This is a genomic window from Allobosea sp. P4_C6 (assembly GCF_056402015.1).
Window position 1 is genome coordinate 1 of the sequence record NZ_JBFUIF010000040.1, and the last position, 26,527, is coordinate 26,527.

22 protein-coding genes are annotated in these 26,527 nt (G+C 65.1%); 11 read left to right on the forward strand and 11 right to left on the reverse strand.

Translation table 11 applies throughout. The features are described from left to right. The first annotated feature begins 393 nt into the window (after positions 1-393). Positions 394-1,398, forward strand: a complete 1,005-nt coding sequence (locus AC1DVA_RS21620; RefSeq protein WP_476807228.1) for an asparaginase — start codon at positions 394-396, stop codon at positions 1,396-1,398. A 152-nt stretch (positions 1,399-1,550) separates the two neighbouring features. Here AC1DVA_RS21620 and AC1DVA_RS21625 read toward each other — a convergent pair whose 3' ends face one another. The 5 genes from AC1DVA_RS21625 to AC1DVA_RS21645 form a co-directional block, all read right to left on the reverse strand. Then, positions 1,551-2,900: an LLM class flavin-dependent oxidoreductase gene (locus AC1DVA_RS21625; RefSeq protein WP_476807229.1), complete on the reverse strand. Its 1,350-nt coding sequence runs from the start codon at positions 2,898-2,900 to the stop codon at positions 1,551-1,553. A gap of 24 nt (positions 2,901-2,924) precedes the next feature. Next, positions 2,925-3,674: an ABC transporter ATP-binding protein gene (locus AC1DVA_RS21630; RefSeq protein ID WP_476807230.1), complete on the reverse strand. Its 750-nt coding sequence runs from the start codon at positions 3,672-3,674 to the stop codon at positions 2,925-2,927. Then, a complete protein-coding gene (locus tag AC1DVA_RS21635; RefSeq protein ID WP_476807231.1) occupies positions 3,671-4,537 on the reverse strand; it encodes an ABC transporter permease in 867 nt (288 codons plus the stop codon). The genes AC1DVA_RS21630 and AC1DVA_RS21635 overlap by 4 nt, the downstream gene beginning before the upstream one ends. Before the next feature lie 27 nt (positions 4,538-4,564). Continuing rightward, positions 4,565-5,608 (reverse strand): ABC transporter substrate-binding protein, encoded by a 1,044-nt coding sequence (locus tag AC1DVA_RS21640; protein ID WP_476807232.1) that lies wholly within the window; start codon positions 5,606-5,608, stop codon positions 4,565-4,567. 325 nt (positions 5,609-5,933) lie between these two features. Continuing rightward, positions 5,934-6,479, reverse strand: coding sequence for a cupin domain-containing protein (locus AC1DVA_RS21645; protein WP_265053166.1), 546 nt, complete (start codon positions 6,477-6,479; stop codon positions 5,934-5,936). 136 nt (positions 6,480-6,615) lie between these two features. Between AC1DVA_RS21645 and hisD the strand changes: the two genes are divergently transcribed. From hisD to AC1DVA_RS21670, 5 genes are all read left to right on the forward strand, one after another. Next, positions 6,616-7,923 (forward strand): histidinol dehydrogenase, encoded by a 1,308-nt coding sequence (hisD, locus tag AC1DVA_RS21650; protein WP_476807233.1) that lies wholly within the window; start codon positions 6,616-6,618, stop codon positions 7,921-7,923. A 125-nt stretch (positions 7,924-8,048) separates the two neighbouring features. Then, positions 8,049-9,101, forward strand: a complete 1,053-nt coding sequence (locus AC1DVA_RS21655; protein WP_265053164.1) for an ABC transporter substrate-binding protein — start codon at positions 8,049-8,051, stop codon at positions 9,099-9,101. Positions 9,102-9,282: 181 nt separating this feature from the next. Beyond that, positions 9,283-10,353, forward strand: coding sequence for an ABC transporter ATP-binding protein (locus tag AC1DVA_RS21660; RefSeq protein WP_476807234.1), 1,071 nt, complete (start codon positions 9,283-9,285; stop codon positions 10,351-10,353). Next, positions 10,350-11,519, forward strand: coding sequence for an ABC transporter permease (locus AC1DVA_RS21665; protein WP_476807235.1), 1,170 nt, complete (start codon positions 10,350-10,352; stop codon positions 11,517-11,519). Before AC1DVA_RS21660 ends, AC1DVA_RS21665 begins: the two co-directional genes overlap by 4 nt. Beyond that, positions 11,516-12,349 carry an ABC transporter permease gene (locus AC1DVA_RS21670; RefSeq protein ID WP_476807236.1) on the forward strand — a complete coding sequence of 278 codons (834 nt, stop codon included), beginning with the start codon at positions 11,516-11,518 and terminating at the stop codon, positions 12,347-12,349. Before AC1DVA_RS21665 ends, AC1DVA_RS21670 begins: the two co-directional genes overlap by 4 nt. A 144-nt stretch (positions 12,350-12,493) precedes the next feature. Here the strand turns inward: AC1DVA_RS21670 and solA are convergent, their stop codons facing one another. Continuing rightward, positions 12,494-13,675 carry an N-methyl-L-tryptophan oxidase gene (gene solA, locus AC1DVA_RS21675; protein WP_476807237.1) on the reverse strand — a complete coding sequence of 394 codons (1,182 nt, stop codon included), beginning with the start codon at positions 13,673-13,675 and terminating at the stop codon, positions 12,494-12,496. Positions 13,676-14,309: 634 nt separating this feature from the next. Between solA and AC1DVA_RS21680 the strand changes: the two genes are divergently transcribed. From AC1DVA_RS21680 to AC1DVA_RS21695, 4 genes are all read left to right on the forward strand, one after another. Continuing rightward, positions 14,310-15,245 carry a sulfurtransferase gene (locus AC1DVA_RS21680; RefSeq protein ID WP_476807238.1) on the forward strand — a complete coding sequence of 312 codons (936 nt, stop codon included), beginning with the start codon at positions 14,310-14,312 and terminating at the stop codon, positions 15,243-15,245. Positions 15,246-15,260: 15 nt separating this feature from the next. Beyond that, on the forward strand, positions 15,261-16,523 hold the full coding sequence (locus tag AC1DVA_RS21685; RefSeq protein WP_476807239.1) for a YeeE/YedE family protein: 1,263 nt from the start codon (positions 15,261-15,263) through the stop codon (positions 16,521-16,523). Positions 16,524-16,762: 239 nt separating this feature from the next. Next, complete coding sequence (locus AC1DVA_RS21690) at positions 16,763-18,352, forward strand: OpgD/OpgG family glucan biosynthesis protein (protein ID WP_476807240.1); 1,590 nt, start codon at positions 16,763-16,765, stop codon at positions 18,350-18,352. A gap of 212 nt (positions 18,353-18,564) precedes the next feature. Then, entirely contained in the window at positions 18,565-20,490 is a 1,926-nt protein-coding gene (locus AC1DVA_RS21695) for an AI-2E family transporter (RefSeq protein ID WP_476807241.1), read from the forward strand. A gap of 38 nt (positions 20,491-20,528) precedes the next feature. Here the strand turns inward: AC1DVA_RS21695 and AC1DVA_RS21700 are convergent, their stop codons facing one another. The 3 genes from AC1DVA_RS21700 to AC1DVA_RS21710 are packed head-to-tail and all read right to left on the reverse strand — an operon-like array spanning position 20,529 to position 23,812. Next, positions 20,529-21,161 carry a hypothetical protein gene (locus AC1DVA_RS21700; protein ID WP_476807242.1) on the reverse strand — a complete coding sequence of 211 codons (633 nt, stop codon included), beginning with the start codon at positions 21,159-21,161 and terminating at the stop codon, positions 20,529-20,531. A 44-nt stretch (positions 21,162-21,205) separates the two neighbouring features. Then, complete coding sequence (locus tag AC1DVA_RS21705) at positions 21,206-22,075, reverse strand: alpha/beta hydrolase (protein ID WP_476807243.1); 870 nt, start codon at positions 22,073-22,075, stop codon at positions 21,206-21,208. Positions 22,076-22,111: 36 nt separating this feature from the next. Further along, entirely contained in the window at positions 22,112-23,812 is a 1,701-nt protein-coding gene (locus tag AC1DVA_RS21710) for a thiamine pyrophosphate-binding protein (protein ID WP_476807244.1), read from the reverse strand. 168 nt (positions 23,813-23,980) lie between these two features. On the opposite strand from AC1DVA_RS21710, the gene AC1DVA_RS21715 reads away from it, so the two are divergent. Further along, positions 23,981-24,700, forward strand: coding sequence for a FadR/GntR family transcriptional regulator (locus tag AC1DVA_RS21715; protein WP_476807245.1), 720 nt, complete (start codon positions 23,981-23,983; stop codon positions 24,698-24,700). 13 nt (positions 24,701-24,713) lie between these two features. Here the strand turns inward: AC1DVA_RS21715 and AC1DVA_RS21720 are convergent, their stop codons facing one another. Both AC1DVA_RS21720 and AC1DVA_RS21725 read right to left on the reverse strand, forming a co-directional pair. After that, positions 24,714-25,574: an ABC transporter permease gene (locus AC1DVA_RS21720; protein WP_476807246.1), complete on the reverse strand. Its 861-nt coding sequence runs from the start codon at positions 25,572-25,574 to the stop codon at positions 24,714-24,716. A gap of 6 nt (positions 25,575-25,580) precedes the next feature. After that, positions 25,581-26,525: an ABC transporter permease gene (locus AC1DVA_RS21725; RefSeq protein WP_476807247.1), complete on the reverse strand. Its 945-nt coding sequence runs from the start codon at positions 26,523-26,525 to the stop codon at positions 25,581-25,583. Between the last annotated feature and the right edge of the window lie 2 nt (positions 26,526-26,527).

Genomic DNA, 26,527 nt, shown 5'->3' on the forward strand with positions numbered 1-26,527 from the left:
CAACAGCACGTCGACCTGCCGCAGCTCAACAGCACGTCGACCTGCCGCAGCTTCGCGACGATCTCTTCAGGCTTGTGCTTCTTCTGCGGCATCGCGGGCATCCTCCAAAGGCTCAAAAAGCCTACTTCAGGGAGGGCCACTTTTCAGGGGGCAGGCCAGTCCGGCATCCGCTTGCCGGTCAAGCCACGAGCACTCAAAGCACTGCAGGGCGATGGATGCTTTCAGAACGGGGCTGGCGGATCAGATCGACGAAAGGCCGGCTTCTTTTTAGCCAGCTAGCTGATGTGGCTTCACCTAGTCGTGTCCGGCATAACGCAATGAACGATCGTCGCTGGCCCAGGGTTGCGCTCCGTGCGATTTGTTCGCTGAAGCGGCCAGATGCATCGAGCTGATATGACAAAACACGAGGCGAAGGATCTGCCACGGATCACGGTGATCGGGACCGGTGGAACGATCGCGTCTGCCGCTGCGAGCGCGGACGATTTTCACAATTACAGCGTCACCAGCACTGCAAAGGAAATTCTGGCGGCCGTGCCCCAGATCGCGGAGCTGGCCCGCATCGATATCCAGCAGCCGATCAATATCGAAAGTTTCCGGATCGACAATGCGATCCTGCTGGACATTGCCCGTGCCGTGGCCTCGGCCGTTCAAGACCCTCGAGTCGATGCCGCTATCGTCACACACGGCACGGATACGCTTGAGGAAACAGCCTATTTCCTGAATCTGGTCGTACCGACCGACAAGCCTGTTGTTATCGTCGGCGCAATGCGCCCGGCCAATGCGTTAAGCGCCGACGGCCCCCTCAATCTTTATAATGCTATCCTTACGGCAACCGCGCCAGAATCCGCCGGCAAGGGTGTGCTGGTTGTGGCGAACGGCCATGTATTTGGCGCGCGCGACGTCGTGAAGCGCGACACGTCTTCGGTCGACGCCTTCCAAGCCAACAAGTATGGAATTCTTGCCGAGATCAGCGGGAAATCTGTGCAGTTTTTGCATCGCTCGGAGCGTCTTCATACGCGGCGGAGCGCATTCGATATCGCCCGTCTGGATCGCCTTCCGCAGGTCGATATCTTGTTCGACCATCCGGGCGCGGGTTCTTACCTTTGCGAAGCCTGTGTGGCTGCCGGTTCCAAGGCGCTCGTCGTCGCGGGCATGGGCAACGGCAGCTTGTCACCGGGCATGCGCAAGGGGGCAACCGTCGCGCGCAATGCAGGCGTCACAGTGATCCGTGCCAGCAGAACCGGCCAAGGCATCGTTGCTCCCCTACGCAGCGACGCCGAGCTCGGCCTTCTCGTCGCCGGTTCACTGACGCCGCAAAAAGCGCGAATCCTGGCGGCGGTCGGCATCGCGAACGAGATCCYGCACGAGGATCTACAAGCACTGTTCGATACGTACTAATTTGTCGGCGCCCGCGAGCGTATCGTTGATAAATCACTACCCTAGCCCGCCTCGGGGAATGCTATTCGAGACGGTCTTGGATTCGCGGAGATCTGGCGCATCGGCCGCGATGGCGGCAGTTCAGGCTGCCAGGCGCGGGACGGCGCCCGCGCTCAGGCGGAGCGCTTCGCCGGCACCGCTGGATCGAAGTGGCTGGGAACGGGGTCCAGGCCCAACCGGTCGCGGAGCGTCCCGTCGCCATACTCGCTTCTGAACAGGCCGCGGCGGCGCAGCAACGGGACAACCTCGCCCGCGAATATCTCGAACTGTGCCGGCAGGATCGGCGGCATGACGTTGAAACCGTCAGCCGCGCCGGACAGGAACCAGTCCTCGATGATGTCGGCGATCTGCTCCGGCGTTCCGGTCGCGGTGAAATGGCCGCGCGCACCGGCCAGGCTGTGCAGCAGGCCGCGCAATGTCGGCCGCTCGCGCGCGACAAGGGCGGTGATCGACTGGGTCCGGCTGCGCGACGCCTGCACCTGCGACGGGTCGGGGAAATCGTCCACCGACAGAACCTGGTCGAGCTTGAGATGCGAAAAGTCGTGCCCACCGAAGCGGCTCGACAGCCTGGCCAGCCCGACGCTCGGGTGTGAAAGTTCGTTGAGCTCCTCCCAGACCCGCTTGGCTTCCGCCTCGGTCGAGCCGATCGCGGCGCTGAGGCCCGGCAGGATGACGATCTGGTCCGGGCTCCGGCCAAGCGTACGCGCCTGCGTCTTGATATCAGCGTAGAAGCCGATCGCGCTTTCCTTGGTGAGATGCGCGGTGAAGATCGCCTCGGCGTAACGAGCGGCGAAGGCGCGGCCGTCGGTCGAGGCCCCCGCCTGGACGAAGACCGGGCGCCCCTGCGGCGAGCGCGGGATGTTGAGCGCGCCGGCCACGCTGAAATGGCTGCCGCGATGCTCGGCGCGCCGGACGCGATCCGGTTGGGCATAGATTCCATGCTCGCGGTCGTCGATGACGGCGTCCCTGGCCCAGCTGTCCCAGAGCTTGGAAACAACCTCGACGAAGTCGTGGGCGCGCGCATAGCGCTGGTCGATGCCGAGCTGCGTCTCCCCGCCGAAATTGGCTGCGGCGCCCGGTGCCCAGGAGGTCACGATGTTCCAGCCGATCCGCCCGCCGCTAAGATGGTCGAGCGAGGCGAATTGCCGGGCGAGGTTGTAGGGCTCGTTATAGGTCGTCGATGCCGTGGCGATCAGCCCGATGCGTTCGGTCAGCGCGGCGAGCGCGCCGAGCAGCGTCAAGGGCTCCAGCTCGCCGCGCGCGGCATGGGCAAGCTCGTCGCCGAGCGCGAGCTGGTCGGCGAAGAAGATCGAGTCGAGCTTTGCCGCCTCGGCCGCGAGCGCGAGATCGCGATAATAAGCGAGATCGCTCAAGGCTCTCTTCGTCGAGGCGGGATGGCGCCAGGCCGTTTCGTGATGGCCGCGGCCGTTGATGAAGAGATTGAGGTGCAGCTCGCGTGACATGGCGGATCGACCTGTGAGTGGGAGCTAGATGGCATCGGAGACGCCGAGCGCCGCGAGCAAATCGCCGCGCAAGGCCTCGAAACGGGAATCCTTGAGCCGGGGATGCGCCAACGCCACCGGCCGGTCGACGACGATGCTGCCGCCCTCCATCACGAGGACGCGGTCGGCGAGCTTGATCGCCTCGTCGACATCATGGGTGACGAGCAGCACGGTCGGCTGATGCTGGCGGATCAGGCGGAAGAGCAGCTCGTGCATCTTGATCCGCGTCAGCGCGTCGAGCGCGCCGAAGGGCTCGTCGGCGAGAAGCAGGCGCGGCTGGCGCACGAGCGAACGCGCCAGCGCCACGCGCTGCTGCTCGCCGCCGGATAGCGCGTTAGGCCAGGCATCCTCACGCCCGGCCAGGCCGACATCAGCCAGGGCCGCGCGACCCCGCTCGTCCGCATCCGCCACGCGCAGACCGAAGACGACGTTCTGCAGCGCGTTCTTCCACGGCAGCAGCCGGGAATCCTGGAAGAGAACCGAACGATCGGCGGGAACGCCGATCCGCCCCTCGCCCTCGACGCCGTCGTCGAGCCCGGCGATGGCGCGCAAGAGCGTGCTCTTGCCCGAGCCGCTCTTGCCGATGAGCGCGACGAACTGGCCTGGTGTGAAATCGAGCGAGACATCGTTCAGCACATTACGGCCCGAGAAGCGGCGGGTCACGCCGCGCAGCGTGACGGCAGCCGAAGCGACGCCGCCCGGCGGCAGGTGGAGCGGATGGGCCGAGGCGTTCACGAGGCGAGCGCCTTGCGATAGGACAGCGCCTTGCGTTCCCAGTACCTGACGGCGAAATCGGAGCCGAGGCCGAGAATGGCGTAGATCGCGAGGCCGACGACGATGATGTCCGTCTGGCCGTAGTCGCGGGCGCGGTTCATCAGATAGCCGATGCCTTCGCTGGTGTTGATCTGTTCGAGCACGACGAGAGCGGTCCAGCAGGTCGTGACGGCGAGCCTCAGGCCGGTGAAGAAGCCCGGCAGAGCACCCGGCAGGGCAACTTCGCGCAGGAAGGCGCTGCGTGTCAGCCCGACGCTGCGGGCGAGCTCGACATGGCGGATGTCGATACCCCTCAGCGCGGCGTGGGTGTTGATGTAGATCGGCACCAGCACGCTGGAGGCGATCAGCGCGATCTTCATCGTCTCGCCGATGCCCAGCCAGAGAATGGCGAGCGGAATCAGTGCCAGCGTCGGCACGGCCCGCTTGATCTGGACCAATCCGTCGAGCGAGGCCTCGCCGATCCGGCTGAGGCCGGAGGCGAGCGCCATCGCAAGCCCGATCGCGACACCGATGCCGAGGCCGAGATAGGCTCGCTTGGCCGAGGCGAGGAAATGATCCGCCAACGTGCCGTTGGTCAGAAGCTCGAAGCCGGTGAGCAGAGCGGTCGATGGCGCCGCGAGGAACCTGGGAGAGAGCCAGCCGAGGACAGAGGCGAGTTCCCAGATTACGATGAGCGCGACCRGGCCCAGCAGGATCCCTCCTGTCGGCAGCCGTCCGGGCGCCAGCTTGGGCAGCCGGCCCGCATGCGCCCCGGCCGTGCGGGCGGCATGCCCCTCGACACCCGCTTCTGCCTGGAATGCTATGGCATAGGTGATCAGGCTCATGGCGGTCCTTTCGTCCGAACCGGGACGTCAGTTGGTCTTGGTGGCGATGACCTCGTCGAAGCGCAGGTCGAACTCCTCGCGCGCATCAAGCCGCTTCGGCAGGTCGCCCGCTTCATGGATCACGTCGATGAGCGATTGCTGCTTGGCGATCAGGCTGGCCAGCAATGGAAACTGGTAGTCGCCCTCGGACTCGACGATCTTGCGCCCATCGGCCGGTTTCAGGTTCTGCCGCTTGACGTAATAGGCATCGACCCAGGCATCGACATTCTTGTGGGACCAGCGGCTGGCATCGATCCAGCCCGCGACGAATTCGCGGATCGCCGCCGCCTTCGCCGGGTCGTCGAGCGCCTTCTTGCTCGCGTAGAGATAGGTCAGGCTTTTCGGCAGCCTGTTGTTCTGCTCCTTGGGCAGCGCGCTGGCGCCGCGATCGGCGAAGTCGGTGAGATAGCGCGAGAAATGCGGCTCGTTGAGCGCGGCGACATCGACCTGGCCGGTCCGGACCGCATCGGGAAAGTCGGCGGCCCTGAGCGGCACGAGCTTGACGTCCTTGCGCGTCAACCCGGCAAGCTTCAGCGCGTTCAGCACGAAGGGCTGGCGCCCGGTGCCCTCGCCATAGGTGATGCTCTTGCCCTTCAGTTCCTCGAGACTGTTGATCTTGAGGCCGGGACGGGCGGCAAAGAAATAGTCTGTCTCGGAGGAGACCCGCGCTGCGACGATCGGGATATTCTCGCCCGCCGCATGGGCCTGGATCGGCGGCGTGTTGCCGACCGTCGCGAGATCCAGCGCGCCGGCCCGGAACGCCTCCAGAATCGCCGGCCCGCCGAGGAAGTTGGCATAGGTGACGGCGCTCGACAGCTTATCCTGCACGCCGGAGGCCCGGATCAAGGTCTGCAGCGCTTCATTCTGATCGGCAACGACCAGCTTCGTGCCGGCTGGAATCTGCGATGGCAGAACTCCCTGTGCCTGTGCGGCTCCAGCGACAGAAACGATGAATGGCACGAGCAGCGCCGCCTTCAGCAGCGCGCGGCGGTCGGCTTCGAAGCGTTTCGAATGCTCGGTCGCATCGACCATGTCGTACCCTTTCGCGGATTTGTGTTCGACGCCGATCCAGCGCCGAGGCATCAAATCTTGCGAAAGGATCGTTCGTTAAGTCAAACGAATGTTCTTTTTAATATACGACGCAATCCCGAAGAACCTTCCAGCATCGCAACCTGATACGAGAAGGAATAGGTCGAACAGCCCAACGCGGCGGCCGACAAGGCCGATTGCCGATCCGCGTCGGCACGCCAACCGACGCTGGTCGCGCCACGCTATAATTACGTTCCTCCGCCCTGAGCGGAGATTGAGTTCGACTCTGAGAGCCAGCAAACGCAATACGCCCGCCCTCGCCCGGCCTCTAATAGGTAGGAGGCGTGATGGCGCTCACGATTTCGCTCGTTTCCGTCGAGGCATTCCGGAATCGGTGCGGCTCCCGGCTGTCGAAATAATAACCATCGCCAGGCTGCAGGATCGACGTCCGGCCCGCGACCGTGACTTCGACGGCGCCGCGGATGACCAGGCCACCTTCCTGGGCCGAGTGGGAGAAGGCCTCGCCCGTATCGGCGCCGGGAGCGTAGGTCTCGTGCAGCATCAGCATCGAGCGGTTGGGGAAGCCCGTTCCGATGACGCGGTAGGAAATGGCGTCCACGCGGCCGATCTCCGTCATTTCCGCTGCGCGGCAGAAGGGATTTGGCGGTGAAACGGCGTGAAAATCCAGAAAGAAACCCGATAGCGTCGTGCCGAGCGCGTCGAGGATGGCGTGCAGCGTGTCGAGCGACGGGCTAATCAGGTCCCGCTCGATCAGCGATACCGAGGAATGGGACACGCCCGAGCGCAAGGCGACGGCGCGGACGGAGAGCTTCCGGCGCTGGCGAAGCTCCCTCAAACGGTCGCCGATCTTCATGGAAAGCCTCCTTCGTGCGGGTGCAGCATCTGAACGCAGCTGGTGATTATTTTCAACACGCCTGCCCGCCCTCCTTGCGTTGCCTCAATGCGCCGCGGAAGCTTGCAGCTCACTCCTGCTCACCGGAACACGCTGCATGTCCAAGTCCGATCCCGCCCTGGAAGACCGGATAACGCGCATCAAGGCGCCCCAGCGCAGTGCCTGGAGCGACAACACCCCCGTCGAGGCCACGGTGAAGGCCGTTCTGGAGGCGGTGCGGCGGGACGGCGACGCCGCCTTGCGGCATTATTCCCGCGAGTTCGACAAGGTCGATATCGAGGCATTCGAGGTCACGCCCGCGGAGCGCGTCGCCGCGCTCGAAGGACTCGAGAAGCAGACACGCGCCGATACCGAATTCGCGATCGAACGGGTGCGGAGCTTCGCCGAGGCCCAGCGCAAGACCCTGCTGCCCCTGGAGATCGAGGCCCTGCCGGGCCTGCATCTCGGGCACCGCATCATCCCGATCGCTCGCGTCGGCGCCTATGTGCCGGGCGGGCGTTACCCGTTGCTGTCGGCGCCGATCATGACGATCGTGCCGGCCAAGGTCGCCGGCTGCGACGAGGTCATCGCCTGCCTGCCGCCCGCAGCCCACCCGGCGATGATCGCCGGTTGCCATCTCTCCGGCGCCGACCGGATCTTCCGCGTCGGCGGCGCTCAGGCGATCGCCGCGATGGCGTTCGGCACGGAAAGCATCCCGGCCGTCGATAAGATCGTCGGCCCCGGAAACGCCTATGTGAACGAGGCCAAGCGGCAGGTCTTCGGGCTGGTTGGCATCGACCAGCTGGCCGGGCCGAGCGAAATCTTCGTCGTCGCGGACGAGACCGGCGACGCAGTGACGATCGCGGTCGACCTGCTGGCGCAAGCGGAGCATGACGTGCGCACCCGTGTCGGCCTGATCACCACCGATCGCACCCTGGCGGAGAAGGTGCTCGTCGAGATCGAGCGCCAGCTCGGCAATCTTTCGACGGCGCCGGTGGCCGCCGCCGCCTGGCGCGATTATGGCGAGATCGTCGTCTGTGCCGACGAACCGGCCATGCTGGCCTATTCCGATCATATCGCCGCCGAGCATCTCGAAGTGCACACGCGCGATGCGCATGCGACGGCGGCGAAGCTGCGCAATTACGGGTCGATCTTCATCGGGGTCGCCGCGAGCGTGGTCTATTCCGACAAATGCTGCGGCACGAACCACACGCTGCCGACCATGGCGGCCGGGCGCTACACCGGCGGCCTCTGGGTCGGCTCCTATCTCAAGACCTGCACCCATCAATGGCTCGACGAACGCGGCGTCGCGGCCGTGGCTCCGCCGGCCATGCGCCAGAGCGCGAGCGAAGGCCTGGAGGGGCACAGGCGGGCAGCGGCGCTGCGGCTCGCGCCGGCGCAGTTGCTGAGCGAGATCGGAGCCTGACCGGCGACAAGATTTTCCGGAAACCCTCTATCGCACCACGAAAAAGGGGGTTCCAATGAGGGCAACAACGATCCTGTCCGCGAGGGGCGGAACGGGTCGCTGCAGCAGAAGCAGGGAGAAGATCCATGACGTTTCTGAAATCGATACTCGGCAGCACCGCGCTCGCGGCGGGGCTCGTCATCGCCGGCCTCGGCGCGGCGTCCGCCCGTGACCTCACCGTCGTATCCTGGGGCGGCAACTACCAGGACGCGCAGCGCAAGATTTACTTCAAGCCCTTCGCCGACAAGACCGGCAAACCTGTCCTCGACGAGTCCTGGGACGGCGGCGTGGGGGTCGTCCAGGCGAAGGTAAAGGCGGGAACGCCGAACTGGGACGCCGTGCAGGTCGAGGCCGACGAGCTCGCCATCGGCTGCGCCGACGGACTCTACGAGAAGCTCGACTGGACCAAGCTCGGCGGCAAGGACAAGTTCCTGCCGAGCGCCGTCAGCGATTGCGGCGTCGGGGCGATCGTCTGGTCGACGCTCCTTTCGTACGATTCCGACAAGCTGAAGACGGCGCCGACCTCCTGGGCGGATTTCTGGGACACCAAGAAATTCCCGGGCAAGCGCGCCCTTCGCCGTGGACCGAAATATGCGCTCGAATTCGCGCTGATCGCCGATGGGGTCGCGCCGAAGGACGTCTACAAGGTGCTGCGCGACAAGGGCGGCGTCGATCGCGCCTTCAAGAAGCTCGACGAGATCAAGTCCGACATCGTCTGGTGGGAATCGGGCGCCCAGCCGCTGCAGCTGCTGAAGTCCGGGCAGGTCGTGATGACCTCGGCCTATAACGGCCGCATCAGCGGCATCAACAAGACCGAGGGCACCAAGTTCAAGACCGTCTGGCCGGGCAGCATCTACGCGGTCGACAGCTGGGTGATCCTGAAGGGCAGCCCCAACAAGGACCAGGCGATGGACTTCATCGCCTTCGCCAGTCTGCCGGAGAACCAGTCCAAGCTGCCGCAGGACATCGCCTACGGCCTGCCCAACAAGGCCGCCGCGGCCGCCGTTCCGGCTGATCTCGCCGCCGACCTGCCGACCGCGCCGCAGAATCTCGAGAACGCGATCGCGATCGACGTCGATTACTGGAACGACAACATCGAGGACCTGACCAAGCGCTTCAACGCCTGGGTCGGCAAGTAGGTCGGCAAGGAGGTCGGCAAGCAGCCGCCTCCGGTTTGCCGCTCGTCATCCAACAAGTCCCCGGGCGTGCGAGAACGTGCTCGGGGCTTGCCGGCCGACCGCTTGGCGTGCCCTGCCCTTCCGGCAATCCTCGCCGCGGCCGCAACGGCTTCGCCTCATCCGTCACGGGAATATCGATCCTTTGCGAGATCCGGATCCGTTCATTCATTTCGAGGCCATCAGCAAGGTATTCGGCACGGTAACCGTGGTCGACTCGCTCGATTTCCATGTCGCGCGGGGCGAGTTTGTCAGCCTGCTCGGCCCATCGGGCTCGGGCAAGACGACGCTCCTGATGATGCTCGCCGGCTTCGAGACGCCGTCCGGCGGGAGCATCCATGTCGACGGACGGCGCGTCGAGCATCTGCCGCCGCACAAGCGTGAGATGGGCGTCGTCTTCCAGAACTACGCCCTGTTCCCGCACATGACGATCGCGGAGAATGTCGGCTTTCCGCTCAAGATGCGGGGCGTCGCCCGGGCGGAGCGCGAGACGCGGGTGAAGCGTGCGCTCGACCTCGTGCGCCTCGGCCACCTCGCCGACCGCAAGCCTTCCCAGCTCTCCGGCGGCCAGCAGCAGCGCATCGCGCTCTCCCGCGCCCTCGTCTACGAGCCCAAGGTCGTGCTGATGGACGAGCCCCTGAGCGCGCTCGACAAGCAATTGCGCGAACATATGCAGCTCGAGATCCGCGCGCTGCATCGCGAGCTCGGGTTGACGGTGATCTTCGTCACGCATGATCAGGGCGAGGCGCTGACAATGTCCGACCGTGTCGCCGTGCTGAACCGCGGAAAGATCGAGCAATTCGATACGCCGTCTGGCCTCTACGACCGGCCTCGGACACGCTTCGTCGCCGAGTTCATCGGCGAGACCAATCTGCTGGCGGGGCGCGTGTCGCAGCGCCAGGGCGAGGCCGCGACGATCGCGCTCGCGGCTGGCGGGAGCGTGACGTGCGACAGGGCGGCAGCCTTCGAGGCCGGCCATGACGTCATGGTCTCGGTTCGTCCTGAAATGCTGCATCTCGTGCCGGATGCTGCTGCGAACGCATTGCCGGTGACGATCGAGGACCATGTCTATCATGGCGATCACATCCGCCTGCACCTCGCCTATGGCGATAACCGGCTCGTCGCCAGGGCCGGGCGCCGCGATGCGGCACCGCCGATCGGCAGCAGGGCGTTCGCCAGCTTCGCACCCGGCGATTGCTCGCTGGTGGCGCCATGAGCGCGCGCCCGAGGGCCACGCTCCTCATCCTGCCGCTGGTGGTGTTCCTCGGCCTGTTCTTCCTCTGGCCGCTCTGGATGATGGTCTCCACCGCGGTGCAGGGCGGCACCGTTCGCCTGGCCTTTCCGCAAACGGCAATCGCCATCGCGAGCTGGAATGGCAACAGCCCGCCGCCGGCCCCGCTGCAGGCTGCACTCGTCCGGGATTTGCGGGCGGACACGCCGCAGGAGCGCTTCGGCGATGCCGTGCGCACGCTCAACAGCCAGCAGGCCGGCTTCCGCACGCTGCTGCCGCGCACGGCCCGTGCCGTACGGGAAGCTGGCGAAGCCGACGTGGCGGACCTCGCCACAGTCGATCCGCGCTGGGGCGACCTAGCCTATTGGCTGGCGTTGAAGCGCAGCATGCCAGCTTATACAGACGCCAATCTGCTGGCGGCGGTCGACCTCAAGCGCAGTGACGATGCGCGGATCGAGCCGGTCGAGTCCGATTTCGCCGTCAACCGTGCGATCATGCTGCGCACCTTCATCATCGCGGCGCAGGTCACGCTGCTCTGCGCGGCGATCGGGTTGCCCTTCGCGATGCTGGCGGCGAGCGTATCCGGGTGGAAGCGCAATGCGCTGCTCATTGCCGTACTGCTGCCGCTATGGACATCGCTGCTGGTGCGCACGGCGGCCTGGCTCATCCTGCTGCAGGATAACGGGCTGATCAACCAAACGTTGCGCGCGATCGGGCTGATCGATTCGCCGCTGTCGCTCATCTACAACCGCACCGGCGTGCTGATCGCCATGACGCATGTGCTGCTGCCGCTGATGGTGCTGCCGATCTATGCCAGCCTGATCGCAATCCCGCGCAACCTGATGCCGGCCGCCGCGGCGCTGGGCGCGGCGCCGCTACAGGCCTTCCGCCACGTCCTGCTGCCGCTTGCGATGCCCGGATTGCTCTCGGGCTCGCTGCTCGTCTTCATGGTGGCGCTCGGCTACTACATCACCCCGGCCCTCACCGGCGGAGCGGGCGACCAGATGATCAGCTCGGTCATCGCCTTCTACGCCACCGGAACGGCCAACTGGGGGATGGCTGGAGCGCTCGGCCTGTTCCTGCTGGTGCCGACCACGGTGCTCTATATCGTCTATAATCGGCTTTCGCGCACGCCGCTGGTGCAGACATGAGCGGGGCTTCGATTCGTCCGGGCGGCGTGGCCTTCAACACGTTGAGGCTCGCCTTCGGGGCGCTGGCCGTCGCCTTCCTGCTTTTGCCGCTCGTCGCGATCCTGCCGCTCGCCTTCACCGACAGCGTCTTCCTCGTCTATCCGATCACCGGTCCCTCGACGCGCTGGTTCGGCGCGCTCGCGCAAAGCCAGGCCTGGACCCGCGCAATCGTCAATTCGCTGATCATCGGCACGGGCGCGACAGTCGTCGCGACCGTGATCGGGACGCTGGCGGCACTCGGGCTGAGGCGCGAGCTCGTGCCGTTTTCCGGGCTGCTGCGCTCGGTCTTCCTGCTGCCGATGGTCGTGCCTGCCGTGGTGCTCGGCGTCGGCATGCAGATCCTCTACGCCCGCATGGGCTTGGCCTCCAGCTATCTCGGCGTCATCATCGCGCATGCCGTGCTGTGCGTGCCCTTCGTGCTCGTCAATGTCGCGAGCTCGCTCGCCAGCATCGATCCGGCGCTGGAACGGGCGGCCGCCAGTCTCGGCGCATCCCCGGTCAAGGTCTTCCGAGGCGTGACGCTGCCGCTGGCCATGCCGGGCATCCTGACCGGCGCCGTCTTCGCCTTCGCCACTTCGCTCGACGAGGTGGTAATCACGCTCTTCGTCGCCGGCCCCAACCAGACGACACTCGCCCGCCAGATGTTCTCGTCGCTGCGCGAAAACATCAGCCCGGCGATCGCGGCGGCGGCCTTCATCATCATGATCCTGACGTTCGTGCTGCTCCTCGCCGTGAAGGGTGCCTCGCTCTACCAGGCACTGCGCAAGCGGCAGAGGATCGAGATCGGCTAAATCGGACCTCATTACGAAGGCGTGTGTCGCTTTTCGGTATCGATTTGCGCCACCAGGTGCCATCATGGCGTGGCGGTCATGCTCGCCATCGCCGCTCCCCCGCCGCGACGTTTTGAAGATCGGGCAAGCCGCGCGGCAACAGGCTTACCCTAGCTTAGCGTCACGGCCATCGCGTCGGTCGAAACGTCCCAGCCGGAAGGACGACAGGTCGATACGGCTTGAGCCATCCAGGACAAGCTGGCTCACGGCTTCGCCGATCGCGGCCGAATGCTTGAAGCCGTGCCCTGAGCATGGCGACACCACGAGAACGCGCTCGCCGCGCGGCCATCGATCGATGACGAAGCCGCCATCGGGCGAAACAGTGTAGAGGCAGGTCGCGCGACGCGAGACATCGACATTCAGGCCATCGAGCCGCCCTTCGATCGCTTTCGCGTAAAACTCCCGCGATTCAGCCTCGTCGCTCGAACGGTCGAAATGGTCCGGGTCGACGAAAACGGACTTCTCCCCATGCGCAACCTTCACCGAGCCGTCGATCGCTGGAAAGCCGTAGAAGCCCTGCCGCAGGCCTGACGCCCAGATGAAAACCGGTGCATCCCTCCACGCGCGGGCGGCTGCGGACTCCAGACCGTACCAGTGAAGGATTTCGCGCGTAGGGCGCAGCAGGCTGGTGAAGTCCGGACCGAGCAGCTTGCTCGCCCAGGCTCCCGCGCTCACCACGACGCGGCCCGCGCGGATCGTGTCATGGTCGGTCCTCAGCTCGACATGATCACCCTCCGGAACGATCGCCTGGACGCGGGTGTCGAGCGACAGCCGCGCACCTGCCGCGACGGCGAGGCGCAGTTGCGCGGAAACGCAGTGCTCCGGCCGCAGATAGCCGCCCTCCGGCTCGACATAGACCCGCTCGCCCTCGGCCGCGTTCAGCCAGGGATAGCGGCGTCGCGCTTCAACGGCATCGACGACTTCGTGGTCGATCCCCTCCCCTTGCGCGACCGCGGTGACGCGATCGACATAATCTCCGGCGCCCTGGCCCGGCCCGCCGCCGGAAACAGCCAGGAAGCCGACCTGGCCGAACAGGCTCTCGCCGGTGCGTGCTTCCAGTTCCTTCCATATCTCGTGGGATCGCCGCACCAGCGGCACCAGCTCCCTGCCTTCCGCCACTGCAAGCCGCGTGATCCGCGTTTCGCCATGGCTCGAACCAAGCTGATGCGGCGGACTGAACTGGTCGATTCCGAGAACCTCCGCGCCGCGCGCCGCGAGCTGGAACAGGGCGGCGGAACCCATGGCGCCGAGGCCGAGAACCGCGATATCGACTGATTTCCGGACCATGCAGCACTCGCGACAGCTCGCCGCCCGCAGGGATTCGCGGCGGGTTTAAAGGGTTGAAGGCGATCGCTCACATTGTTGGAGCGGGCGCATCCAGGCCGTCAATATTAGACTACTAACTTAGTAGATTATCTGCTCGACGGCGTTCGTTCGTGGAAAGACTTCCGCCGTCCACGGCTCCGGGGGAATTCTCTTCTTAGGTCTATCGAGTGCCGCCTGCCGGGCGGATCGGATCGGGAATCGACCTTTTGTCTGCCTTGCCTCGTCGGAGCGCCTCTCAGCGGCGCCGGCATGAGGGGCGCAGATCCTTGGCCATCCAGATTTCCCGCTTGCCGCTTGCCGAACAACGCAGCACGAGGCTGCTCTGCCGCAGATTCCCGCGCACAGGGCGACGCGCGCGCCTTCGCCTTCGCCTTCGGACCTGCCGCCGAACAAGATCGAAGACCACACAATGCGGCGCCGAGCCCGGCGAATGGGCAGGGGCAAACGGCCCGTCGAGCCGCGGCGTTTTCTTAAACCTAGGTCGTACGACTTCTTCGTTCTCCGCAGCGGTCAAACAAAAAAATCCTGTTCGGCTTCCGCAAGCGAGCTTGTGGCGAAATCATGGCGGAACCGTTCAATCGAAGGAGATCGCGCCATGTCCGCCCTGTCCCTGCTGCGCCGAAGCGTCCTCTCGCTCGCAGCAACCCTGCTGCTCGGCGGCGTCGCGCTCGCGAATTCCGGCCCGCTCGTCACCACCGATTGGCTGGAGAAAAACCTGAGCGATCCAAAGGTGCGGATCGTCGAGGTCAGCGTCGAACCCGGCCTCTACGAGCGCGGGCACATCCCCGGTGCGCAGAACGTCGTCTGGCACACCGACCTCGTCGACACGGTCGAGCGCGACATCGCCAAACCTGAGAAATTCCAGGCGCTCGCCCGCAAGCTCGGCCTCGACAAGGAGGTGACGATCGTCCTCTACGGCGACAGCAACAACTGGTTCGCCGCCTGGGGCGCGTGGGTGTTCGATATCTACGGCCTGCGCGCCAACGTGAAGCTGCTCGATGGCGGCCGCAAGAAGTGGGAGCTGGAAAAGCGCCCGGTCTCGACCAATCCCCTGGCCATCAAGGCCTCCGGCTTCACCGTCGCCGAGCCGAACCGGAAGCTGCGCGCCCGCCTCGCCGATGTCGTCGCGACCGTCGAGAAGAAGTCGGAGGCTCGCGTGCTCGACATCCGCTCGGCCGATGAGTTCTCCGGCAAGATCATCGCGCCGGCGGGCTTCCAGGAGCTGGCGCTGCGCGCCGGACATATCCCCGGCTCCGTCAACGTGCCCTGGGCGCAGGCGGTCAACCAGGCCGACGGCACGCTGAAGTCGCCCGAGGAGCTGAAGAAGCTCTACGCCAATGTCGGGATCGACGGCTCGAAGCCGGTCATCACGACCTGCCGCATCGGCGAGCGTTCGAGCCATACCTGGTTCATCCTGTCGCGCGTGCTCGGCTATCAGGTCGCGAATTATGACGGCTCCTGGACCGAGTACGGCAACACCGTCGGCCTGCCGATCAGCAACCCCGCCGGCACGGTGTGGGGCGGCAAGTAAGCCGCCTTCGCTTCGATGAGCATCTCCGACGAGAGCGGCGCGCTGGAGTATCAGCGCGCCCGCGAAGCGACCATGGCGGGCCCGGCCGCCGCGGCCCATCGCCTTTCCGGCCTCCCTTGGGGCATCGTGATCGCGCTCTGCCTTGCCGGAGCGCTGGCGGCGGCCATCGTCGCGGTCGGCCGCGATGGCGATCCGGCGCCGCAGCTGCAGCTGTCCCTGATCCTCGGCGCCGCATTCGGCTTCGTGATCCAGCGATCGCGCTTCTGCTTCCTCTGCATCTGGCGTGACTGGCTGGACCGGCGCGACCCGCGCGGCCTCCTGGGCATCATCACGGCTCTCGTCATCGGCATCACCGGCTATACGCTGATCTTCGGTGCCTGGCTGCCAGACCCATCAGGATCGCGCCTGCCTCCGACGGCCCATATCGGGCCGGTCAGCCTCGCGCTTGTTCTCGCGGGCCTCGCCTTCGGCGCGGGGATGGCGATCTCAGGTTCCTGCCTCAGCGCCCATCTCTATCGCCTCGGCGAAGGCTCTCCGACAGCGCCCTTTGCCCTGATCGGCGCCGTGGGCGGCTTCATCATCGGCTTCCGAAGCTGGAACGGGCTCTATCTCTGGACAATCGCGGATGCGCCCATCCTTTGGCTGCCTCGCCACCTCGGCTATGGCGGCGCGCTGGTCGCCTCGCTCGCCGTTCTGGCTGTGCTAGCCTTATTCCTGCTGCGCGCTCGCCCCCTCCCCGCGCGGCGCGAACTGCCGGCGCGCGATCCTCTCGTCGCCGTATTCCGGCAGCGTTGGCCGGCCTGGCTGGGCGGCCTTCTTGTCGGCCTGATCGGGGTTGGCGCCTATCTGCGCCTGTCGCCGCTCGGGGTGACGGCCGAGATCGGCTCGCGCTCGCGCCAATTGGCTGCCGCGTTCGAACTCCTGCCTTCGCGCCTGGAGGGCCTCGACAGCTTCCGGGGCTGCGCCACCATCATCCGTGACGCCTTGCTGACACCGAACGGCCTATTCATCGCCGGCCTGGTTGTGGCAGCGCTTATCGCAGCCCTCCTTGCTGGGGAGTTCAAGCCTCGCTGGCCAAGCATCGGCCAAATCCTGCGCGGCCTTACCGGCGGCGTCCTGCTCGGCTGGGGAACGGTGATCGGCCTCGGCTGCACCGTCGGCACCTTGCTGTCGGGGATTTCAGCGGGCGCCCTTTCGGGTTGGGTTTTTGCAACAGCTTTGGCCGCGGGCGCCACGGTCGTTCTGAGACTCGGGCGTCGTTTCGGATTGCCTTTGTAAAACGTCGGCAGCGGCCTTTTCGATCAGGCGATCGGCGCCGCACTCAACGCGACCGCCCAAAAGGGCGAGTGTCTCAGTTTACAAGCCCCCGGGTCCCGCCTCCTTCAGGTACCAGAAGCGGACATTGCGGACCTCCGGATGCGTGGCCGCAATGGCTCGTCTGGAACCCGGAAACCTCGCTGCAGTTGGAGGCTTACCCGTAGCGTGGTCGTTATCCTTCCCGGGGTCAGGAGTCTGTCGTGTCCACACCGTCCCGTCGCAGGATCCTCGCCTTGCTGTCCAGCGCCTGGGCGATGGGATACCGCCCAGCGGAGGCTCAATCGACGGCCGATGCCAGGAAAGGCTTCGGCTACGAAAACGTCGTTCAGCAAGCATTGGCGCTGGCGGAGCGGCCTTTCGATGCCGAAAGCGCCGCGATTCCGGCCGAATTATCGAAGCTGACCTATGACAGCTACCGGGAAATCCGCTTTCGTCGCGACAAGGCGTTCTGGCGCGATGGTGGCTCGGATTTCCGGCTCCTGCCTTTCCATCTTGGTTTTCTTCACAACAAGCCGGTCCAGATTCACATCATCAATCACGGCACGGCAGTCCCGATACCGTTCACGACCGGGCTATTCGAATACGGCAAGGTGCCGGTTCCCAAGGGGCTTTCGCCGGCGCTCGGTTTTGCGGGTTTCGCCGTGACGACCAATCTGAACGACCCAAAGGTGCAGGACGAGGTCATCTCCTTCCTGGGCGCGAGCTATTTTCGTCTGATCGGTCGGGGGCATCGGTATGGGCTTTCGGCTCGCTCTTTGGCGTTGGATGTCGGCGGGAAGCAGCCCGAGGAGTTCCCGTTCATGCGGGCGCTCTGGCTCGAGGAGCCCTGGCGCGAAACGACCGAACTCGTGATCTACGCACTCCTGGACTCTCCTTCGGTCACTGGAGCTTATCGCTACGTCGTCACCCCAGGCCGGGAAACCTATGTGGATGTGACCGCGACGATCATTCCTCGCAAGGAGATCGCGCGGATCGGCATCGCACCGCTGACATCCATGTTTCAGGCTGGCGAGGGCGATCTGGCCCAGCGAACAGATTTCCGGCCTGAAATTCACGACTCCGATGGGTTGATGATGCAGTCCGGCGGGGGCGAATGGATCTGGCGGCCCATCCGCAATCCAAAGGCGCTGCGCATATCGAGCTTTGGCGACAAGAACCCGCGCGGCTTCGGCCTCATGCAACGCGACCGGGAATTCGGCAGCTATCAGGATCTGGAAGCGCGATACGATGCGCGGCCGAGTTACTGGGTGCAGCCGCAGGGAGATTGGGGGGATGGCCGGATCGATCTCATCGAAATCCCGACGGTGAACGAAGCGTTCGACAATGTGGTTGCGTGCTGGACCCCAAACACGCCCCTGCCCATCGGACGGCCCGCCGAATTCCGGTATCGCATTTCTGCGATATCGGCGACATGGCATCTGCACCCCTACGCGCAGGCGCAACAGAGCTTCAATGGCTCTGATGTCGAAGATGGTGTGGTGGATGGCAACGGCACAAAGCGATTCATCATCGATTTTGCCGGGGGCGACCTCGCCTACTACCGGAACGAGCCAGAGCGATTGGAGCTCGTCGCCACGACGACGAGCGGCGCGATTACTTCCAAAATCCTTGCGTTCAACACGCCGCTCAAGGGGGTGCGCGCGATTGTCGATGCGACCCTGCCTGACGGCCAATCGGCCGAACTCAGAATCTTCCTCAGATCGCGAAATCGAACATTGAGCGAGACGTGGACCGCGACCTGGTCGGTTCCGGCTGGCGACTCTGCTCCACCGAACAAGCCAAAGAATTGACTTACGGGACAATCAGGGCGTTCCGCTCGGTTTCGGGTTCTCATGGTTGGTCGAAGACAGTCCGCGCTCAGATTCCGCTTCACCCCACATTCATCACAAGAGGCCCCATCTCAATCGAACAAAACAGAGACCAAGTAGAGGCTGACAGCCTGCATCGTGAGATCTTTCCCGTCGGATGGTGAGCCGACATCGCGGTCCAAGGAAAATGAAAGATGCGCGAGATCGTGACTTCATCGGCTACCCCGAGTGCAGCAGCGAAGTCGCCCAGCGACGGCGTCGCCAGCCTTGCCATTGGAGCGTTTATCATTGCCGCGCTGTATTTCGGACGAGAGGTCTTCGTCCCGGTGGCGCTTGCGGTCCTGTTCAGTTTTGTCCTGGCGCCGCTGGTCAAAGGATTGCAGAAGCTCCGCGTCCCACGTGCCCTGGCGGTCATCACGGTTGTCCTGATAGCATTCGCGGGACTGGCCATCCTGACCATGGCCATGGTCGGCCAGGCGACGCAATTGGCCGGTCAATTGCCGATCTACCAGAGCACGATGCGCGCGAAGATCGCCGCGCTGAAAGGTTCGGAAGCCGGCAGCGGAGTTCTCAGCCGGGCTGCGGATGTCCTGCAAGACCTGGGCAAGGAACTTGATCGTCCCAAGCCGGAACTCCMCCCTGCCAACGAGCCGCCCGCGGGCGCTCGGGAGGGCCGTCCGATTCCCGTCGAGGTGCACCAACCTGAGCCCGGCGCGATGGAAACGCTGCAGGCATTTCTGTCGCCGCTGATCCATCCGCTCACCACGACGGGAATCGTGCTGATTTTTGTGATCTTCATCCTTCTGAAGCGGGAAGATCTTCGAAACCGCTTCATACGGCTGACCGGCACCCACGACTTGCAAAAGACCACCGCCGCATTCGACGACGCGGCCAGACGTCTAAGCCGGCTGTTCCTTACTCAACTGATCGTCAATGCGGTGTTCGGCATCGTCATCGGTTGCGGCCTTTGGGCCATAGGTGTTCCCAGCTCACTGCTATGGGGCATCCTTGCAGCAATCCTTCGGTTCATACCTTACCTCGGAGCGGTTCTCTCAGCGGTCTTTCCAATGGTGATCGCGGCATCGGTCGATCCCGGCTGGACGATGCTCCTGCTGACGGCCGGCTTGTTCCTGATCGCAGAACCGATTGTCGGCCATGTGATCGAACCGTTGGCCTACGGCCGCTCCACCGGCCTGTCGCCCGTCGCCATCGTCGTCGCGGCGACATTCTGGACCTGGCTATGGGGTCCCATCGGACTCGTTCTGGCGACGCCGTTGACGGTGTGCCTCGTGGTTCTCGGCCGGCACGTCGAACGGCTGGAGTTCCTGGACGTCATGTTGGGTGACCGACCGCCGCTTTCGGCACCGGAGATCTTTTATCAGCGCATCCTCGCAGGGGACCCGGCAGAAGCGGCCGACAAGGCCGAGGAGGTGCTGAAGGAACGCTCGCTTTCCGCATACTACGATGAAGTCGCGCTCGAAGGCCTACGTCTCGCCGCGGCGGACGAGGCGCGCGGCGTTCTCGACGCAAGTCGTCGAGACCAGATTCTCGCGACCGTGCGCGAGGTCGTCGACGATCTGTCGGACCACGACGACCGGCGACCAGGACCCACCGCTGCAACAACCGATGCGGAGAGCGAGGCGGCCGTCGAACAAACAGATGAAAGCGAAGGAACCTCCGATCTGCCCGTGCTCGCCGAGGAGGCGCTGGGCGAGGCCTTCAAGGGCCGAGATCGCGTAATCTGTATCGGCGCACAGTCGCAGCTCGATGAGGCGGCTGCGCTGATGCTGAATCAGATCATGGAGAAGCACGGCCTGGCCGCGAAGGTTCTTCCGCCGAGCACGCTGTCAGCGGAGGGGCTTGCTCAACTCGCTGAACAGAAGCCGGCCCTGATCTGCCTTTGCTATCTCGGTGCGCAGAGTACGGCTCACATGAAATATGCCATCAAGCGCCTTCGCCGTCATATGCCGTCGACCATCCTCGTGCTGGGCTGGCTGTCACAAGCGTCTGATCCAGCAATGGATCTCAAGGGAGCGCTGGACGCCAACGAGGTGGAAACCTCCCTCCGAGGCATTTGTCGGGTCTGTCTCAAATCAGCTGAGCGCGATGCTACGGTTTGACCAAGGGCCTGCGGTCGCTACGCTCGGCAGGTTCGGCGTTATGCCGTCGGTGCCAACAGGCACTCGCCGAATAGATGAAGTCTGACGGCGCGCGGCTTTGCGGCTTCTTCCGGATTGGCGGGGATGAACGAGCTTTCGCCGCCGGCAAGCGCGGTCGGCAGCAGCATCACGCGAACGAAAACGTTTTCGGCGCCGCTGATATTCGTCCCGATGACCGTCTCATGCCCGCTTTCGAACCAGGCCTGTCCGGGCCCGACGCGGTCGAGCTGGTCGCCGACATCGGCGAGCAGCAATCCCGTCAGCAGCCTGCGAATGCCTGGGCCACGGTGGCGATGAGCGGGCGTTCTCGCTCCCGCTCCGGATCCGACACGATCCGCACGGAGCATGAAGTCACCCTCGGGCAAGGTGACGATGCGGGACAGCACCGGCGACAATCCGTTGCCTTCGCGTATGACAGAACCCTCAGGCGTCAGCTCGAACAGCCAGGCACAGCCGGAGCTGGCAACGAGATCTCCCGGGCGCGCGAACCCGCCGTCCCCTTCAGCAAACCGGCAGTCGCCAATCACAACTTCTCCCGCCTGCGCGAACGCGAAGGCGATATTGTCGCGCTCCAGCCTGCAAGTGGCCGGCGCGCCGATATCGTAGGCGGTTAGTCTGTATCGGCGAGCCATTCGTCCGTCCTTACCCGTGTTGCGCGCGCCGAGCCTCCGAGAGATCAGCGGGACTGTCCGACGACCGCCTCGAGGATCGGGCTTCCCGGTTCACGGAACTCGTTCAGGATGTCGAAATGGCCCCAGCGCGGCAGCGTGTGGACTTCCGGATTCATGCCGCTGCGATGGAGATGATGCGAGTAGCGGTAGCTTTGATCGATCCAATGCCATGGCTCGAGGCCGCCCACGAAGACGGTGACCGGACATCTGACACGCACGCCCCGCCGCTCGACATCGCGGCGTTTTGCGATCTCTTCCGTCAGGCGCACATCCGCATTGACGCTGGTCGGCATGACCGGCCGCGGATCGTAGATCCCGCTGATGAGCACCGCGCCGCTGACGAAGGCCGGATCGACGCCCTCTGCCGCCCAGTCATGCGCGAGGCATTCTGCAACGAGATGGGCGCCCGCCGAATGCCCGGACAGGCTGATGCGCCCGGCATCGCCACCGAAACGGTGTGCTTCGCGTCTCACCCAGGCCAGAGCCGCAATCGCGGATTCCGCCACGCCGTCAAGCGTCGAAGCCGGGCAGAGTTCGTAATTCGCGATCACGGTGGTGATCCCGGCCGCCACCAGCGGAGCGGCGACGAAGGCGAAGTTCTCCTTGTCCTGCGCGCGCCAATAGCCGCCATGATAGAAGACATGGACGGGGCTCGGCTCGGTTTTCCGCGGCGCGGGATAGATGTCGACCTTGCGCAGAGCATGCTCGCCATAGGACAGGTCTGCATGGCGTTCCAGCCGCGCCAAGGCTTCGGCATTGATCGGCGCCCGGTCTGCCTGGGCGTCCTTGAAATTCGGGAACGCTGCCTGCGGATTGTATTGGAGCTCGTGCTCTTCCGCGCTGAGCGCGGACCAGAAGAACTGATCGGAAGACATCTTCATCCTCTGCCGGTCGATGGCACTGCAATTCCTTCAAGCGGTCCGGGCCAGACGCTCCAACGAGCTGCTGCGCAGCTTCGAAAGCGTCGAGCGGACGGAGAGCGCCTCCGGATCGGTCACCAGCTCGATGAGTGCCCCGGTGCCTGCGCTGCGTGCGCGCTGCAGCGCCGCGTCGAAATCGCCCGTCGCTTCCACGCGCTCCGCATGCAGGCCATAGGCCTGCGCCAGCGTGACGAAATCGGGGTTCGTCAACGCCGTGCCGCTTTCGCGTGCCGGATAATGGCGCTCCTGGTGCATGCGGATGGTCCCGTACATGCCGTTGTTGACGACGATGAACACGATCTTCAGCCCATATTGCGCCGCCGTCGCCAGCTCCTGCCCGTTCATCATGAAGCAGCCATCACCGGCGATCGACACCACCTCGCGCTCCGGAAAGGCGAGCTTCGCCGCCACCGCGGCCGGCACACCATAGCCCATGGCGCCCGAGGTCGGGGCGAGCTGCGTGCGGTAGGTGGAGAAGGGCCAGTGGCGATGCAGCCAGCCGGTGTAATTGCCGGCTCCCGAACAGATGATGGTGTCGTCGGGGAACGCCTCGCGAAGCTGCACGATCACCTCGCCCAGATTCACCTGGCCGGGCTGCGCTGTGGGGACCAGGCTCGCCTCGTAGTCGGCGCGGCACGCGCGCGCCCATTCGGCCCATGCCGGCGCCGCGATGGGCGCCTGCGCCGCAAGCGCCGCGATCGTCGTGCTGGCCGCGGCATTGATCGGCAGATCGGCCTGGTACACCCGGCCGAGTTCATCCGGATCGGGATGCACGTGAACCAACGTCTTCGCGGCTGGTCGCGGCGGGGCCAGGAGCGTGTAGCCCGCCGTCGTCATTTCCCCCAGCCGCGGACCGAGGACGAGCAGAAGATCGGCCTCGGCAAGGCGCCTGACGAGACTGGGCTCAGCCCCGATCCCGAAATGGCCGACGAAGCAGGTGTCAGCGTTCGGCAGATAATCCTGGCAACGCAGCGAAACCGCGACCGGCACGTGGTTGCGGCCGGCGAAGGCGACGAGGTCGCGCCCGGCCTGCGTGGTCCAGCCGCCGCCGCCCGCGATCACCATCGGCCGTTGGGCTTTCGCCAGCATCGCCATGGCATCGGCGACCTGATCCGAGCGGGGCGCGGCCGGCAGCGGGTCGGCCCGCCGCCCCAGGTCGATTTCACCTTCGACGACCGCGCTGAGCATGTCTTCCGGCAGCGACAGAACGACGGGTCCGGGCCGTCCGGCCATCGCCGTCTGGAAGGCACGATGCAGATATTCGGGGATTCGCGCGGGGTCGTCGATTTGCGCCGCCCACTTCGCCAACGGCGCGAACATCGCTCGGAAGTCGACTTCCTGGAAGCCCTCGCGGTCGGCGAAATCGCGCCCGACCTGGCCGATGAACAGGATCATCGGCGTCGAGTCCTGGAAAGCGGTGTGGACGCCGATCGATGCGTTCGTCGCTCCAGGCCCGCGTGTCACGAAGCAGATGCCGGGACGACCGGTCAGCTTGCCGTGAGCCTCCGCCATGTTTGCCGCCCCGCCCTCCTGGCGGCAGACGATCAGCTCGATCTCGTCGCGCTTGTCGTGCAAGGCATCCAGCACGGCGATGTAGCTCTCGCCCGGCACGCAGAAGACGCGGTCCACCGCCTGCAAGGCAAGGCAATCCACCAGCAGCTGCGCGCCCGTCCGTGCCATTCGCTCGCCCATAACAACGCTTCCCTGCATGAAACCGGTTCAATCCTTAACCAATATCACCCAATTACAACCAATGGCCATCGATTTTTCCGCACCGCCTCGGTCGATCACGCCTTTTGAACATCTGGCGAGAATGAGGTATCGATATTCGAGAATTGGCGGGACCAAACCAGACCAAACATGATCGAGCACCTGGCAAGACAACCGGACGAGCCCAGCGCGCGGCTGAAATCCGATTCGGACAGTCATGCCATCTACCAGAGCCTGCGCAGCTCGATCGTCGAGGGACAGTTGCGGACGGGCGCGCGCCTGCCGACCGAAAGGGCGCTCGCTTCGCGCTTCGGCGCCGCCCGCAACACCGTGCGCAAGACGATGAACCAGCTCGCCGACGAAGGGCTGATCATCCGCCATGTCGGGCGGGGCACTTTCGTGGCCCGAAGCCAGTCGAAGACCAGCGCGGAAGCGAACGCCGAACCCGATTTCAGCCTGGGCGAACTGCTGGAGGCCCGCCTGATGTTCGAGCCGACACTGGCCGAACTGGTCGCGGAACGGGCGACCGAGCAGGATCTCGCGGCGCTGTCGACCTATCTCGAAGCACTTCGCAATGCCGCGAGCTGGAGCGAGTTCAAGGAAGCCAAATACGCCTTGCACCTCGCCATCGTCCGCGCTTCGCGAAACGGCTTCCTCGTCTCGGTGTTCGAGCGGATCATCGCGTCGCGGCGCAAGGCAGGTTGGGGTCGACCGGGTGGTCATCCGCTTCCGATCAGCGCCGTGCGCGCGGCCGCCGCTCGCGACAATGCCGCGATCATCGACGCCTTGAAGGCCCGGGACGCGAGCAAGGCGCGCGACCTCATCAGCAGCTATCTCCTGCGCACGCTGATGTCGGTCAGCGAGAGCTGACGCCCCGGCTGGTTCAGCGCCGGTCCATCCGGCGCTGCAGGGCGCGGCCCACCAGCATCAGTGCGAGCGCCGTGATCAGAATGGCGAGGCCCGGAAAGGCCGACATCCACGGCGCCAACAGGATGTAGTCCTTGCCCTGCTGAAGGATCGCGCCCCAGTCGGGCGTCGGCGGCTGAACGCCGAGACCCAGAAATCCGAGTGCGGACTGGATCTGCAGCATGAGCGGAAACAGCACCATGCACTGGACGAGGATGACGGGCAGGACATTTCGCGCGACGTGCCGCATGAGAATCAGGCGCGGCGACAGGCCGAGGCTGCGGGCTGCCTCGACATAGGTCATGCCGGCTTCTGCCATGGCTCCCGATCTGGCGATGCGGAAGAAGAGCGGCACGTAGACGACCGTGAGGGCGAAGACGAGGTTGATGGTCTTCGGGCCGAGGATGCCGGTGACCATCACGCCGAAGATGATCGGTGGAAAGCTCAGGATGACGTCGACGAGCCGGCCGAGCACCATGTCGATGCGCCCGCCGAGGAAACCCGAGATCATGCCGAGCGCGCCCCCGATCAAGGCCGCGGCAGCCAGGGCCGAGGCGCAGATCGACAGGGTCATGCGCGCGCCATGCACGACGCGGGCGAGCACGTCGCGGCCGACATCGTCYGTCCCGAATGGATGAGCCGACGAGGGAGCTTCCATCGCCCTGTCGACATTGACCGCCAGCGGCGAATGGCTGGTGAACAGGCTCGGAAACAGCACGACCAGCAGCACGAAGGCGAGCAGAACCACGCCGAGAGCCAGGTCCGGCTCGAGGCGCGCGCGCAGAACGAGGCGCGACAAGCGGGCGCGGAAGGAAGGAAAGGTTGGTGAGGTGCTCATGTCGGACTAACCCAGCCGGACGCGTGGATCGATGATCCGGTAGGAGAGATCGACAAGCAGATTGACCAGCATGGCCACCACGACCACGACCAGCAGCCCGGCCTGCAGCACGGGATAGTCCCGCGTCTCGATCGACGACAGCAACAACCTGCCGAGTCCCGGCAGCGCGAACAGGCTCTCGATGATGACGGCACCCCCCAGAATCTGGATGAGGATCAGGCCCATGAACGTCACCAGCGGAATCGCGATGTTGCGCAGCAGATGGGTGAAGAAGATGGTCCGCGTGGGGACGCCCTTGGCGGTCGCGGTCCGCACATAGTCCTGCCCGAGGGCGGAGACGATGCTCTGCCGCACGAACTGGCTGTAGGCGGCAGCCTGCAGCAAAGCGAGGCTCAGCACCGGAAGGGCGATCATCGAAAGGTTTTCGCCCAAGGCTTCGGTCGGTGGCACGTACATCAGCGGGGGCGACCAATCGAAGCCGGCCGACATGCCGACCAGCAGCATGAGACCGATCCAGAACACCGGCGCGGCCAGGCCGAGCAGATTGAAGGCCTGGACCGCGCGGTCGAGCGCGCGGCCTTCGTAGATGGCGGAGAGAATGCCGAGCGGGACGCCGATCAGCGTCGCCAGAATGAGGGTGGTGAAGGCCAGCTGAACGGTTACCGCGAGCGCCGAGCCGATCATGCCGAGGACGGGCTGCCCGCGCGTCCAGCTGGTGCCGAAATCGCCGGTGAGGACATGCCCGAGCCAGCCGAGATATTGCCGCCAGACCGGTTGATCGAGGCCGAAGAACTCGCGCAGTGCCTTGGTCGCGATCGGATCGCTGGTTTGGCCGAGCATCTGGCCGACCACGTCACCGGGCACCGACCGCACCAGCAGGAACACCACCATCGACGCCAGCAGCGCCGTGACGGCAGAGGCTGCCAGTCGTTTTGCGAGATAAGCGCCCATCG

Excerpts from the sequence above, each read along its gene's own strand:
- hisD (WP_476807233.1), top strand. The coding sequence starts at position 6,616 with ATGTCCAAGTCCGATCCCGCCCTGGAAGACCGGATAACGCGCATCAAG.
- AC1DVA_RS21715 (WP_476807245.1), top strand. The coding sequence starts at position 23,981 with ATGATCGAGCACCTGGCAAGACAACCGGACGAGCCCAGCGCGCGGCTG.
- AC1DVA_RS21645 (WP_265053166.1), bottom strand. The coding sequence starts at position 6,479 with ATGAAGATCGGCGACCGTTTGAGGGAGCTTCGCCAGCGCCGGAAGCTC.
- AC1DVA_RS21710 (WP_476807244.1), bottom strand. The coding sequence starts at position 23,812 with ATGGGCGAGCGAATGGCACGGACGGGCGCGCAGCTGCTGGTGGATTGC.
- AC1DVA_RS21640 (WP_476807232.1), bottom strand. The coding sequence starts at position 5,608 with ATGGTCGATGCGACCGAGCATTCGAAACGCTTCGAAGCCGACCGCCGC.
- solA (WP_476807237.1), bottom strand. The coding sequence starts at position 13,675 with ATGGTCCGGAAATCAGTCGATATCGCGGTTCTCGGCCTCGGCGCCATG.
- AC1DVA_RS21725 (WP_476807247.1), bottom strand. The coding sequence starts at position 26,525 with ATGGGCGCTTATCTCGCAAAACGACTGGCAGCCTCTGCCGTCACGGCG.
- AC1DVA_RS21655 (WP_265053164.1), top strand. The coding sequence starts at position 8,049 with ATGACGTTTCTGAAATCGATACTCGGCAGCACCGCGCTCGCGGCGGGG.
- AC1DVA_RS21700 (WP_476807242.1), bottom strand. The coding sequence starts at position 21,161 with ATGGCTCGCCGATACAGACTAACCGCCTACGATATCGGCGCGCCGGCC.
- AC1DVA_RS21625 (WP_476807229.1), bottom strand. The coding sequence starts at position 2,900 with ATGTCACGCGAGCTGCACCTCAATCTCTTCATCAACGGCCGCGGCCAT.
- AC1DVA_RS21670 (WP_476807236.1), top strand. The coding sequence starts at position 11,516 with ATGAGCGGGGCTTCGATTCGTCCGGGCGGCGTGGCCTTCAACACGTTG.
- AC1DVA_RS21665 (WP_476807235.1), top strand. The coding sequence starts at position 10,350 with ATGAGCGCGCGCCCGAGGGCCACGCTCCTCATCCTGCCGCTGGTGGTG.
- AC1DVA_RS21680 (WP_476807238.1), top strand. The coding sequence starts at position 14,310 with ATGTCCGCCCTGTCCCTGCTGCGCCGAAGCGTCCTCTCGCTCGCAGCA.
- AC1DVA_RS21705 (WP_476807243.1), bottom strand. The coding sequence starts at position 22,075 with ATGTCTTCCGATCAGTTCTTCTGGTCCGCGCTCAGCGCGGAAGAGCAC.
- AC1DVA_RS21685 (WP_476807239.1), top strand. The coding sequence starts at position 15,261 with ATGAGCATCTCCGACGAGAGCGGCGCGCTGGAGTATCAGCGCGCCCGC.